The following is an 11,885-nucleotide window of genomic DNA, read 5'->3' as shown; positions in this document are numbered from 1 at the left end:
GTGGGCTAAGTCTAGGGGCGGGCGGGGTGCCCGCCCTCGGCACAATGGGGCGCATGACTGCACACACGCTGACCGTCGGCTTCGACCTCGACATGACCCTGATCGACTCCCGGCCCGGTATCAAGGCCGCCTATCAGGCGCTTTCCGCGAGGACGGGGACGTACGTCGACGCCGACCTGGCGGTCACGCGGCTCGGCCCGCCGCTGGAGGAGGAGCTGCGGAACTGGTTCCCGGAGGAGAAGATCGCGGAGACGGGTGACCTCTACCGCGAGATCTACACCACACACGCCATCGAGCCGACCCTCGCGATGGCGGGTGCCCGTGAGGCCATGGCGGCGGTGCACGCGCACGGCGGGCGCGCGATCGTGGTGACCGCCAAGCACGAGCCCAACGCGAAGCTGCACCTGTCGCACCTCGGCATCGAGGCGGACGCCGTCATCGGCTGGCTGTGGGCGGAGGCGAAGGCCGAGGCGCTGCGCGAGCACGGCGCGACGGTGTACGTCGGGGACCACACCGGTGATGTACGCGGCGCACGTACGGCGGGCGCGCTCTCCGTGGCGGTGGCGACCGGACCGTGCGACGCAGCGGAACTGCGCGCGGCGGGCGCCGACGTCGTCCTCGGTGGTCTGGCGGAGTTCCCGGCGTGGCTCGACGCGTACGTGACGGGAGGAGCCGTCGGCTAGCGCGGGACGCCGTCGACCGGCGCGGGGCACCGTCAGCCGGTGCCGGTCCTGGCCTGCCGTCGCTGGAAGGCGATGCCGCGGAGCACCCCGATCCCGGCGATGAGGAACCCGACGCCCATCAGCATGCACACCGCGTACGCGATGGACGGAAAGGGATCGGTGCCCAGGAACAGCGGGGCCACCGTGACCAGTGTGGCCACGGCTCCGACGAAGAAGACGATTGCTCCGGTCCGGACCATTCCGTCGCCCGGCCCGGTGGAATTCGCTTGGGTTTTGTCACGCACCCGACCAGGGTAGTTCCCAGCCCGAAGGAAGAATCCAGGGACGTCTTGTCACCGGCCCACGGACCAATAGTCTTGGTTCCTGGCGGGTCGGGCGACCCGCTGTAGTGCTATCCAGAGCCGTTTTCGCCCCGTCGTTCCCCGACGGGCGGGCCCGGCACAGACGAGTACGACGAGTACGAGGACGAGGACTTCACGTGCCTACCGGCAAGGTCAAGTGGTTCAACAGCGAGAAGGGCTTCGGCTTTCTCTCCCGCGACGACGGCGGCGACGTCTTCGTGCATTCCTCAGTACTGCCCGCCGGCGTCGACACACTCAAGCCAGGCCAGCGCGTCGAATTCGGCGTGGTCGCGGGACAACGCGGTGACCAGGCCCTTTCCGTGGCGATTCTCGACCCCACGCCGTCGGTGGCGGCCGCGCAGCGGCGTAAACCCGATGAACTGGCGTCGATCGTCCAGGATTTGACGACCCTGCTCGAGAACATCACACCCATGCTGGAAAAGGGCCGCTACCCCGACAAGGCGTCCGGCGCGAAGATCGCGGGCCTGCTGCGGGCGGTCGCGGACCAGCTGGACGTGTAGGCCCGCGGCGGGACCCGCCCCGGGCTCGAGAGCCGCTAGGGAAACGACAGAGCGTCCGGTCCGAGGGGCGGTACGAGCCCCTCGGCCGCGGCGCGGGTCAGCAGCCCGCGGACCGCCGCGTAGCCGTTCTCGCCGAGGTCGGCCGTGAACTCGTTCACGTACAGCCCGATGTGCTGGTCCGCCACGGCCGGGTCCATCTCCTGGGCGTGCTCCAGGACGTACGGACGCGAGGCCTCGGGGTCGTCCCACGCCATCCGGACCGAGGTGCGGGCGGCGTCGGCGAGGGCGCGCAGCCGCTCCGCGCCCAGCGACCGCTTCGCGATGATCGCGCCCAGCGGGATCGGCAGGCCCGTCGTGGACTCCCAGTGCTCGCCCATGTCGGCGAGGCAGTGCAGGCCGTAGTTCCGGTACGTGAAGCGCGCCTCGTGGATGACCAGGCCCGCGTCGACCCTGCCGTCGCGCACCGCGGGCATGATCTGGTCGAAGGGCAGCACCACGATCTCGCCGACACCGCCGGACAGCGTGTCCGCGGCCCAGAGGCGGAAGAGCAGGTACGCCGTCGACTTCTCGCTCGGCACGGCGACCGTCTTGCCGGTCAGGTCCACCCCGGGCTCACGCGTCAGCACCAGCGGCCCGCAGCCGCGCCCGAGGGCGCCGCCGCAGGGCAGCAGCGCGTACGTGTCGAGGACGTACGGCAGCACGGCGTACGACACCTTCAGGACGTCCAGGTCGGACGTCTCGGAAGCGGACGCGGCGCGCTCCGCGATGCCGTTCGTGATGTCGATGTCGGCGAACGTGACGTCGAGGGCGGGCGCGCCCGGCACCCGGCCGTGCGCCCACGCGTCGAAGACGAACGTGTCGTTGGGGCAGGGCGAGTACGCGATGCGCAGGGGAGCGGCGGGGGTCTGGGCGCCGGCGGGGCTATCGGTCATGTGTGGTGCAACTCCTCAGTACCGGCGTGAACTTCCCGAACGCGTCGCTCAGCGCGGACAGCGCGTCGCCGATCCGCCAGGCCGCACGGTCGCGTGGACCGACGGGATTGGAGACGGCGCGGACCTCCAGGACGGGCAGACCGTGCAGGACGGCGGCCTCGGCGACGCCGAAACCCTCCATCGCCTCGGCGAGGGCGCGGGGGTGCCGCAGCCGCAGGGCGGCGGCGCGCCCGGCGGAGCCGGTCACGGTGGAGACGGTGAGGACGGCGCCGGTCGCGGCACCGCAGGCGTCGGCCAGCTCCCGTACGAGGGAGGGCGGCGGACGGTGGGTGACGGCGCCGAAGCCCAGGCCGGTGACGGGTGTGAACCCTTCGGGGGTCTCTGCGCCCAGGTCGGCGACGGTGATCTCGTCGGCGACGACGAGGGACCCGACGGGGGCGTCGGGCTGGAAGCCGCCGCCGATCCCGGCCGAGACGACGAGGGTGTAGGGCCGCCCTTCGGCGGCGCCACGGGCGAGGGCGGTCGCCGTGCCCGCCGCTGCGGCGGCGGGGCCGACGCCGACGGCGAGGACGTCGACCGACGGCCCGGTCGCCGCCCCTGTCAGCGCTCCGGCCACCGCGTCCCGTTCGGCCGGGACGGCGGTGGCGACGAGAACGCGCGGGGCGGACGCGGCGTGCGGGGTCAGGTCAGGAGTCCTTCTCGAACTTGAACGACCACAGGCCCGTCGCCTTGGACTCCGAGCCCTTGCCGCCCTCGAGGAGGCTGACGGTCGACTTCTTGCCGCCACCGCCGTACTGCTGGTTGAAGAAGACGCTGCCCGGGATGACGACGTACGTCTTCTTGCTGGCCTCGGTCAGCGGCTGACCGTTCATCAGCAGCGTCCAGCCCTTCTCGGCCATCTCCGGGTCGACACCGAAGCGGACCTTCTCGTCCGGGTCGATCTTCACGGACTTGACGTCCTTGTCCTGGAGGCAGGACTTGATCTGTGCCTCCTCCAGCTCCTTGCCGTCGTTGTAGCAGGAGGCCTCGGTGTTCACCGAGTTGCTGCCGACGGTGACGGTGGCGAGCGGCGTCGGCTTGTCGCAGGCCGAGAGGACGAGGAGTCCGGCGGAGACGGCGCCAAGAGCGGCCGCGGTGCGGCGGCGGCGCGCCGCGCTGTTCACATTCGCGGCTCCGCCGCGGAGCAGGGAGGTCATGGCCGAAGGCTATCGGGCGCGCCGGGGGGTGCTGTTACGCGGGGGGCATGGGCGTGCCGTTCGCGGTGGGGCGGGGTCAGAGGACCCGGGGGCGGGGACCCGTCCGGCGGGACGATGTGAGCAGGCCCCGTACGGTCGACAGCCAGCCCACCGCGACGATTCCCGCGGCCACCGAGAGCCCCAGCGTCCCGATCAGGGGCAGCGCGATGCCGATGCCGCCGCCGACCACCCAGGCCATCTGGAGCAGCGTCTCGGAACGGGCGAACGCCGACGTGCGGACCTGCTCCGGGACGTCCCGCTGCAGCAGCGCGTCGAGGGACAGCTTGGAGAGCGCCTGCGCGAAGCCCGCGCACGCGCCGAGACAGGCGACGCCCACCGCTCCGAAGAACACCGCGGACGTGATCGCCACGCCGAGCACCACCCCGACCACCGTCACGATGATCAGCTCCGGGGCCCGCGACTTCAGCCAGGCACCGACCGCCGTGCCCAGCGCGTTGCCCGCACCCGCCGACACGCCCACGATGCCGAGCGACACGGCCGCGCTCTGGCCCGCGAGCGGATGCTCCCGCAGCAGGAAGGCGAGGAAGAAGATGAGGAAGCCGGACAGGCAGCGCAGTGACGCGTTCGCGGCGAGGGCGTGGGTGACGGCGGGGCCGACCGTACGCAGCCCGAGGCGCCGTTTGCGGGACGTGTCGGACGCGGCCTCGGCGCGGGCGTGCAGATGCAGGTGCTCCTCGTCCGCGGCGAGCAGGGCCTTGCTCTCGCCCTTCGACGAGTCGACCTTGCGCGGCAGCGAGAACGACAGGAACATCCCCGACACGAAGATCACGAAGGCGCCGAAGAGCGGCCACCGCGGACCGACCGCCTGCAGCCCCGCACCCATGGGCGCCGCGACGGCCGTGGCGAGCAGGCCGCCGAGCGTGACCCGCGAATTCGCCTTGACCAGGGAGAACCCCGGTGGCAGCAGGCGTGGCACGACCGCGCTTCTGACCACCCCGTACGCCTTCGACGCGACCAGTACGCCCAGCGCGGCCGGGTACAGCTCCACGCTGCCCGAGACGACCGCGCCCGACAGGACGAGCGCGAGCAGCGCCCGCGCGAGCATCGCGCCCGCCATCGCGGCGCGGCGGCCGTGCGGCAGGCGGTCCAGGAGCGGGCCGATGACGGGGGCGAGGAGCGTGAACGGTGCCATCGTGATCGCCAGGTACAGCGCGACGCGCCCGCGGGCCTCGTCCGTCGGCACCGAGAAGAACACGGTCGAGGCGAGCGCGACGGTGATCATGACATCACCGGCGCCGTTCACGGCGTGCAGCTCGATCAGCTTGCCGAGGCCCGACTCGCCCGCTCCGTGGGCGTGGGTGGCCTTGCGGATGCCGCGGGCGGTGCCGGTGAAGGGCAGGTGGAGGGCGCGGCCGAGCGCGCGGGCGGTCCGTCTCGCCGGGCCCGGCGAGACGGTTCCTGTTCCTGCGGACATCGACCTGGTGGGGGCCACCCCGTCATAGTGCCCTGTTGGGGGCGCCACTAGTACGGATACTGGCTGTGAGCCCGTGGCGCCGTCTCTCCGCCGCTCCGCGGCGGGGGTGGGCCGGTTGCCCCGCACCGTGCGGCGGGCGTGCTTCGCCGCTCCGCGGCGGGGTGGGGGTGGTTGCCCTGCACCGCCGGGCCGGGGTGCTTCGCCGCTTCGCGGCGGGTTTCCCGCCCACCCACCCGTTTGCCCTGCACCGTGGGGTGGGCGGTGGGTTGCCCTGCACCGTGCGGCGGGCGTGCTTCGCCGCTCCGCGGTGGGGTGGGGGTGGTTTCCCTGCACCGCCGGGCGGGGGTGCTTCGCCGCTTCGCGGCGGGTTTCCCGCCCACCCACCCGTTTGCCCCGCACCGTGCGGTGGGCGGTGGGTTGCCCCGCACCGTGCGGTGGGCGGTGGGTTGCCCCGCCCCGCCGGGCGGGCGGTGGGTTGCCGCTTCGCGGCGGGGTGGGGTCGGTTGCCCTGCACCGCCGGGCGGGCGTGCTTCGCCGCTTCGCGGCGGGTTTCCTGCCCACCCACCCGTTTGCCCCGCACCGTGGGGTGGGCGGTGGGTTGCCCCGCCCCGCCGGGCGGGCGGTGGGTTGCCGTGTGTCGCCGTCGCGCGGCGGTGACGGGGCGGGATGTGGTGCCGGGTGCCGCGGGGTTTTGGGGGGAATCGGCGGGGCGGTGCCGTGGGTGCGGGTGGGGGGTGCGGGGGCGGATCGGGGCGTGGTGGCGTACGTCGGTGTAGGCCCAGGGGCCAGGAGAAGGTAGCGTGCGTAACGCGCCTGCGGCGGTTGTTCTTGGCCGCGCGCCTCTCGGTCATCCCGCAGAATGGGTGACGTAGGTGCGCCCCGGAACGTCGGGCGCGGACGTTGACGCGGCCCTCTGGTCCGCTCCGTCCGCACCCCCGCGTGAAGGGGGCGCACTCGTGAGACGGCGTAGGAGAGAAGCGATACTTGTGAGCGCAGCGACAACGCGAAGCCGTACCCCGCGCACCCCGCGTACCCCCGACCGCCTCTGCGCCGAGGCGGTGGGCCTGGCACGTGCCGCGGCCGAGGAGGCCGCCGCGCCCGGTGTGGTCGGTGAGCATGTCGAGGTCGTCGTCGAGGGCGACCGCGTCGTCACGCACTTGTTCGAGTGCAAGGAGTTCGGCTACCGGGGCTGGCGCTGGGCCGTGACCGTGGCCCGTGCCTCGCGGGCGAAGGTCGTCACTCTCGACGAGACCGTGCTGCTGCCGGGTCCCGACGCGCTCCTCGCCCCCGAGTGGGTGCCGTGGAGCGAGCGGCTCCGGCCCGGCGACATGGGCCCCGGTGACCTGCTGCCGACCGATGCCGAGGATCTGCGGCTCGAGCCCGGGTACTCCGGCGAGGAGGAGCCGCCGCCGAACTCCGTCGTGTCGCAGGAGATGGCCGAGCTCGTCGAGGCGGAGGACGCGGAGGTGACGGCGGTCCCGCCCGCCGAGCTGCCCGTCCCGCCCGCCCGCGGCTCCATCGCGGCGGTCGCCGAGGAGCTCGGCATGCGCCGGGCGAGGGTCCTCTCGCGGTACGGGCTGCATGTCGCGGCGGACCGCTGGGACGAGGCGTACGGCGCGAAGACCCCGATGGCGCAGGCGGCTCCCGCGGCGTGCGTCAGCTGTGGGTTCCTCGTGCGGATCGGCGGCTCGCTCGGGCAGGCGTTCGGTATCTGCGGCAATGAGTTCGGGCCCGCGGACGGTCACGTCGTGTCGCTGTCGTACGGGTGCGGGGGGCACTCGGAGGCCGCGGTCATGCCGAAGCCGCCGCGTCCCGCGCCGCCCGTCCTCGACGAGACCCGCGTGGACATGCTGCCGCTGCGCCCCGATGCCGACTCGGGCTCCGTCATCGCGGAGGGCCCCGGCGAGGACCTCGGCCACTCCTGAGCCCCGTCGCCGGGGGCGCTCGCCTCGGCGGCCGTCGGTTCGGCGGTGCGGAGGGGCCCTGCGCCGTGGGCCTGGCGTGTGCACCCGGGCTTCGCCGCCCCGCCAGGCCCGTGACGTGACCGTCGGCTCCTCGGGCGCCCTCGTGTCGACTCTTTGTCTCGTCGTCTCGCGTCGCCTTCTCGCCCCGTCACCCCTGTGCGGCGTTTCCCCACCCGTCAGCCCATGCTCCATGCCCTGCGCAATCGTGCCCCTGTGGAGCGGCGCAGTGACCGGGCGCCCCGGGATGCGGGGTGAACGGGCGGGTGCGTGGGTGGCTGACGTGCCGTGACACGGCGAGCGGCGGCCCGCCGGGGGAGTGGAGGGCGAGTGGAGAGGGAGCGTCGAGAGGACGTGTGATGCCCCGGGGGCCCTGCCCGTCACGCCCACGGCCTCCCTCCCCGAACGCGATAGCGTTCGCCCGCAAGGCACCGCGCCCCACCCGAGGCACCCCGGCTCCACCCCGAGGCACCCTGTTCCACCCACGCATGCCCCAGCCCCCAGAGGAGACAGTCGACCGTGAGCAAGACCGTGCGGCCGGCGGCCGAGGGTACGGACCCCTTCGGCACCGCCCGCCTCCGCCGCGGAGTACTCGACGCGTGGGCGGCGGCCCCGGCCCGCTTCCGTGAGGACGCCAACGCCGAGGAGGACCTCGCCCTCGGCGGCTACCGCGACCGCCTCGTCGTCGAGCTCGCGCAGAACGCGTCGGACGCCGCCGCCCGCGCGGGTGTCCCGGGCAGGCTCGCGTTGACGCTGCGCGGCGGGGTCCTCGCCGCCGCCAACAGCGGCGCGCCCCTCGACGCCACCGGGGTCGAGTCCCTCTCCACCCTCCGCGCCTCCGCGAAGCGGGCGCCCGAGGAGGCGGGCACCGCCACCGGCTCCGTCGGCCGCTTCGGCGTCGGCTTCGCCGCCGTGCTCGCCGTCTCCGACGAGCCCGCCGTCGTCGGCCGCACCGGCGGCGTCCGCTGGTCGCTGTCCGAGGCGCGGGAACTGGCCGCCGAGACCGCCCGGTTCAGCCCGGGGCTCGGGGACGAGGTGCGGCGCCGCGACGGCCACGTGCCGCTGCTCCGACTCCCGTTCGCCGCCGAGGGCTCGGCCCCCGACGGCTACGACACCGTCGTCATCCTGCCGCTGCGCGACGCCGCCGCGCAGGACCTCGTGACGCGGCTGCTCGACGGCGTCGACGACGCGCTGCTCCTCGCCCTGCCGGGCCTCGCGGAGGTCACCATCGAGACCTCGGACGGGACGACGCGCACGCTGCGCCGCCGTACCGAGGCCCCGTACACCGTCATCGAGGACAGCCGCGACGGCACGACCCGCTGGCGCACCGTCAGCAGGCAGGGGCCCATCGAGGCCGACCTCCTGAAGGACCGGCCCGTCGAGGAGCGGCTGCGTCCGCACTGGTCGGTCACGTGGGCGGTGCCCACGGACGCCGACGGCGCCCCGGAACGGCCGGTCACCAGCCCCGTCCTGCACGCGCCGACGCCGAGCGACGAGCCCCTGGGCGTACCGGCGCTGCTCATCGCCTCGTTCCCGCTGGACACCGCCCGGCGGCACGCCGCCCCGGGGCCGCTCACCGACTTCCTGGTGGAGCGGGCCGTGGACGCGTACGTCGAACTGCTCGCCGACTGGCGGCCGGTCACCGAGGGCATCATCTCCCTCGTGCCGGGGCCGCTCGGCAAGAGCGAACTGGACGGCGCGCTGCGCCAGGGCATCCTGGACCGGCTGCCCCGCACCGCCTTCCTGCCCCCGGCCCTTCCCCGCGCGGAGGGTGACGAGGACGAGCTTCCCGAGGCGCTGCGGCCGCGTGATGCCGAGGTCGTCGAGGGTGCCGGTGCCGAGACGGTCCGTGTCCTCGCCGAGGTGCTGCCGTGCCTGCTGCCCGCGGGTCTGGAGCGCCGCGCGGAGCTGCGCACGCTGGGCGTGGCGCGGATCGCGCTGACGGAGGCGGTGGACCGGCTCGCGGGTCTGGAGCGGGAGCCGGGCTGGTGGCGGCGGCTGTACGACACGCTCGCCGGGGTCGACCCGGACCGGCTGTCGGGACTTCCGGTGCCGCTGGCGGGCGGGCCGACGCCTCCGCGGCACGGTTACGAGGACGGGGCGGAGTCCGAGGCCGATTCCCGTGGGCGTGCCGCGCGCACCACCATCGGGCCCCGGCAGGTCCTCCTCCCCGCCCCCGGGGACGCCGGGCACGGGGGCGGTGACGCCGCGGACCCCGCCGTCCTCGCCCGGCTCGGCCTGAAGATCGCCCACCCGGATGCCGCCCACCCCTTGTTGGAGAAGCTGGGCGCGCTGCCCGCCACTCCCCGCGCCGTCCTCACGACGCCGCAGGTCCGTGCGGCGGTCGCCGCGTCGCTCGACGACGACACGTGGGACGAGGAGGCGCTGGACGCGGAGGAGCTGGCGGACGTCGTGCTCGCGCTCGTACGGGACGCGAACCTCGCCCCCGGCGACGAGCCCTGGCTGGCCGCTCTCGCGCTGCCCGACGAGGACGGCGAGCTCGCGCCGGCCGGTGAACTCGTGCTGCCCGGCAGCGACTTCGCGCGGGTCATGCGGGACGACGAACTGGCCCTCGCCGACCAGGAGCTGGCCGACCGGTGGGGCGAGCAGCCGCTCGCCGCGTGCGGTGTGCTCGCCGGGTTCGCTCTCGTACGCGCGACGGACGTCGTCCTCGACCCCGATGAACTGGAGCCCCGCGACGGGGACTTCCCGGAGCCGGACGACGCGGGTCTGCTGGACGCCGTGGACGTGTGGTGCGAGGACGTCCTCGACCGGCTGCCCGACACGCCGGTGCCGCCGGTGGCGACGGAGATCGTCGCCGTGCGGGACCTCGACCTGGTCGACGACGACTGCTGGCCGCAGGCTCTCGCGATGCTGTCGCGTCCGCCGCTGCGGGACGCGCTGACGCAGCCGTTGCGGGTGCTGCTGCCGGACGGGACGACCGAGGCGGTCCGTTCGTACACGGCGTGGTGGCTGCGCGGACACCCGGTCCTCGGTGGCCGCAGGCCCGCCGGGCTGCGGGCGGAGGGCGGCGATCCGCTGCTCGTCGGGCTGTACGACGCGGCGGACGCGTCCGGGTTCGAGGACGAGCAGGTGCTGCGGGCGCTGGGCGTACGGACGTCCGTGAGCGCCCTGCTGGCCGAGCCGGGCGGCGCGGCCGAGCTGCTCGACCGGCTCGCGGACCCGGAGCGGACCGTTTCGGCGGCGCAGCTCCACGCCCTGTACGGGGCGCTGGCCGACCTCGACCCGGAGCAGGTGACGCTCCCGGACGAGGTGCGCGCGGTGGTGGACGGCGAGGTCGTGGTGGTCGACGCGGCGGACGCGGTGGTCGCCGACGCCCCCGACCTGCTGCCGCTGGCGGGCGGGGTGCCGCTGCTGCCGGTGCAGCCGGGCCGGGCGGCGGACCTCGCGGAGCTGTTCCAGGTGCGCCGGCTCAGTGAGACGGCGGCCGTGGAGCCGTCGGGGGAGGGTGTCGAACACGACGTCCCCGACTCGGTGCGGATCCTGTTGGGTGACGGGACCCCGGAGACGTACGTCGAGTACGACGAGCTGGTCGCCGGGGGCGTGGAGCTGGACTGGCGCCGCACGCCGGACGGGGTGGTGCACGCGGCGACGCTGGAGGGCGTCGCGGCGGGCCTCGCCTGGGCGGCGGGCCAGTGGCCGCGCCGCTTCGAGGTGGCGGCGCTCCTGGAGGACCCGTCCCGCACGGAGGAGCTGGCGCGGGACCGCTGGTTCGACTGAGGGGCGGTCCGGCGGGGGGCGGCGATGTGACGCGGTCATATTTTCTTCACATCGTGTACAACCAGTCACCCCTGTCGAGAGTCTGATCTTGCGAGTCAACAGACTCCTAGATCACTTGGGACCCGCGTGACGCGCCTCGCGCTCCGCGGGACCCCTTCTCCACCTGGGGAAACACATGCGCATCCGTGCCACCGTGGCCGCACTGTCCGGCACCCTGGCCCTTTCCGCACTCGCCTTTCCGGCCGCGCACGCGGCCGACGCCCCGAAGGTTTCGGAAGCCACCACCTTCGCGGCCAAGGCTCCGGCCGACGCCGTCGAGGGCGACACCAAGATCACGAAGGTCACCGTCAACGGTGGCAAGGACATCGTCGTCGGCACCTCCGCCGCGAAGACGGTCAAGATCTCCGTCACCGCGACGGACCCGTCCGGCATCGAGGACGCCGCCGCGTTCCTGTGGCACGGCACGGACTTCGACGCCGAGGACGGCATCGACGGTTCGATGGTCCCCGACGTGATGGAGGGCGACTGCAAGGTCGTCGACGCGACCACGTCCACCTGCACCACCACGGTCGTCGCCGACCCGAACGTGAACATCTACAGCAACATCCTCGCCGGCAAGTGGAAGGTCTGGGCGATCGCCCAGGGCAAGGACGGCGACCACATCCAGAAGGACGCCTTCCCGGCCGGCGTCTCGGTGAAGCGCGCCGCCAAGCTCACCACCAACGCCTCCCCCGAGCCCGTCAAGAAGGGCAAGACCCTCACGGTGACCGGCGCCCTCACCCGCGCCAACTGGGACACCGCCAAGTACGCCGGCTACACGAAGCAGGACGTCAAGCTCCAGTACAAGAAGAAGGGTGCCAGCAGCTACACCACCCTCAAGACCGTCAAGTCCGACACCAAGGGCAACCTGAAGACCACGGTGAAGGCGTCGGCCGACGGCTACTTCCGTTACGTCTTCGCCGGTACGTCCACGACCCCGTCGGTGACGTCGACCGCCGACTTCGTCGACGTGCGGTAGTAGCCGCCGCACCACCCC

10 protein-coding genes are annotated in these 11,885 nt (G+C 73.6%); 5 read left to right on the top strand and 5 right to left on the bottom strand.

From position 1 onward, the window contains the following. Nucleotides 1-53 precede the first annotated feature (53 nt). On the top strand, nucleotides 54-683 hold the full coding sequence (locus DEJ47_RS16950; RefSeq protein WP_150169259.1) for an HAD family hydrolase: 630 nt from the start codon (nucleotides 54-56) through the stop codon (nucleotides 681-683). Between the two features lie 32 nt (nucleotides 684-715). Here the strand turns inward: DEJ47_RS16950 and DEJ47_RS16945 are convergent, their stop codons facing one another. After that, nucleotides 716-967, bottom strand: coding sequence for a hypothetical protein (locus tag DEJ47_RS16945; RefSeq protein WP_150169257.1), 252 nt, complete (start codon nucleotides 965-967; stop codon nucleotides 716-718). Nucleotides 968-1,161: 194 nt separating this feature from the next. Between DEJ47_RS16945 and DEJ47_RS37520 the strand changes: the two genes are divergently transcribed. Next, entirely contained in the window at nucleotides 1,162-1,545 is a 384-nt protein-coding gene (locus DEJ47_RS37520) for a cold-shock protein (RefSeq protein ID WP_076685560.1), read from the top strand. Between the two features lie 35 nt (nucleotides 1,546-1,580). On the opposite strand, the gene DEJ47_RS16935 is transcribed toward DEJ47_RS37520, so the two are convergent. The 4 genes from DEJ47_RS16935 to DEJ47_RS16920 all read right to left on the bottom strand — a co-directional run bounded on the left by DEJ47_RS16935 (nucleotide 1,581) and on the right by DEJ47_RS16920 (nucleotide 5,147). Continuing rightward, entirely contained in the window at nucleotides 1,581-2,477 is an 897-nt protein-coding gene (locus DEJ47_RS16935) for a 1,4-dihydroxy-6-naphthoate synthase (RefSeq protein ID WP_150169255.1), read from the bottom strand. After that, entirely contained in the window at nucleotides 2,467-3,093 is a 627-nt protein-coding gene (locus DEJ47_RS16930; protein ID WP_263398895.1) for a futalosine hydrolase, read from the bottom strand. The genes DEJ47_RS16935 and DEJ47_RS16930 overlap by 11 nt, the downstream gene beginning before the upstream one ends. 70 nt (nucleotides 3,094-3,163) lie before the next feature. Continuing rightward, entirely contained in the window at nucleotides 3,164-3,673 is a 510-nt protein-coding gene (locus DEJ47_RS16925) for a DUF2771 domain-containing protein (protein WP_150169254.1), read from the bottom strand. A gap of 76 nt (nucleotides 3,674-3,749) precedes the next feature. Continuing rightward, nucleotides 3,750-5,147: an MFS transporter gene (locus tag DEJ47_RS16920; protein WP_150175694.1), complete on the bottom strand. Its 1,398-nt coding sequence runs from the start codon at nucleotides 5,145-5,147 to the stop codon at nucleotides 3,750-3,752. Nucleotides 5,148-6,133: 986 nt separating this feature from the next. Between DEJ47_RS16920 and DEJ47_RS16910 the strand changes: the two genes are divergently transcribed. The 3 genes from DEJ47_RS16910 (at nucleotide 6,134) to DEJ47_RS16900 (ending at nucleotide 11,867) form a co-directional block, all read left to right on the top strand. Continuing rightward, on the top strand, nucleotides 6,134-7,072 hold the full coding sequence (locus tag DEJ47_RS16910) for a DUF3027 domain-containing protein (protein ID WP_150169253.1): 939 nt from the start codon (nucleotides 6,134-6,136) through the stop codon (nucleotides 7,070-7,072). A gap of 555 nt (nucleotides 7,073-7,627) precedes the next feature. After that, on the top strand, nucleotides 7,628-10,849 hold the full coding sequence (locus DEJ47_RS16905) for a sacsin N-terminal ATP-binding-like domain-containing protein (RefSeq protein WP_150169251.1): 3,222 nt from the start codon (nucleotides 7,628-7,630) through the stop codon (nucleotides 10,847-10,849). Nucleotides 10,850-11,024: 175 nt separating this feature from the next. Then, nucleotides 11,025-11,867: a calcium-binding protein gene (locus DEJ47_RS16900; RefSeq protein WP_150169249.1), complete on the top strand. Its 843-nt coding sequence runs from the start codon at nucleotides 11,025-11,027 to the stop codon at nucleotides 11,865-11,867. Nucleotides 11,868-11,885 lie beyond the last annotated feature (18 nt).

The organism is Streptomyces venezuelae (genome assembly GCF_008642355.1).
GTDB lineage: Bacteria > Actinomycetota > Actinomycetes > Streptomycetales > Streptomycetaceae > Streptomyces > Streptomyces venezuelae_B.
This window is presented reverse-complemented; position numbering and strand designations above follow the sequence as displayed.

Excerpts from the sequence above, each read along its gene's own strand:
- DEJ47_RS16920 (WP_150175694.1), bottom strand. The coding sequence starts at position 5,147 with ATGTCCGCAGGAACAGGAACCGTCTCGCCGGGCCCGGCGAGACGGACC.
- DEJ47_RS16925 (WP_150169254.1), bottom strand. The coding sequence starts at position 3,673 with ATGACCTCCCTGCTCCGCGGCGGAGCCGCGAATGTGAACAGCGCGGCG.
- DEJ47_RS16935 (WP_150169255.1), bottom strand. The coding sequence starts at position 2,477 with ATGACCGATAGCCCCGCCGGCGCCCAGACCCCCGCCGCTCCCCTGCGC.
- DEJ47_RS16900 (WP_150169249.1), top strand. The coding sequence starts at position 11,025 with ATGCGCATCCGTGCCACCGTGGCCGCACTGTCCGGCACCCTGGCCCTT.
- DEJ47_RS16950 (WP_150169259.1), top strand. The coding sequence starts at position 54 with ATGACTGCACACACGCTGACCGTCGGCTTCGACCTCGACATGACCCTG.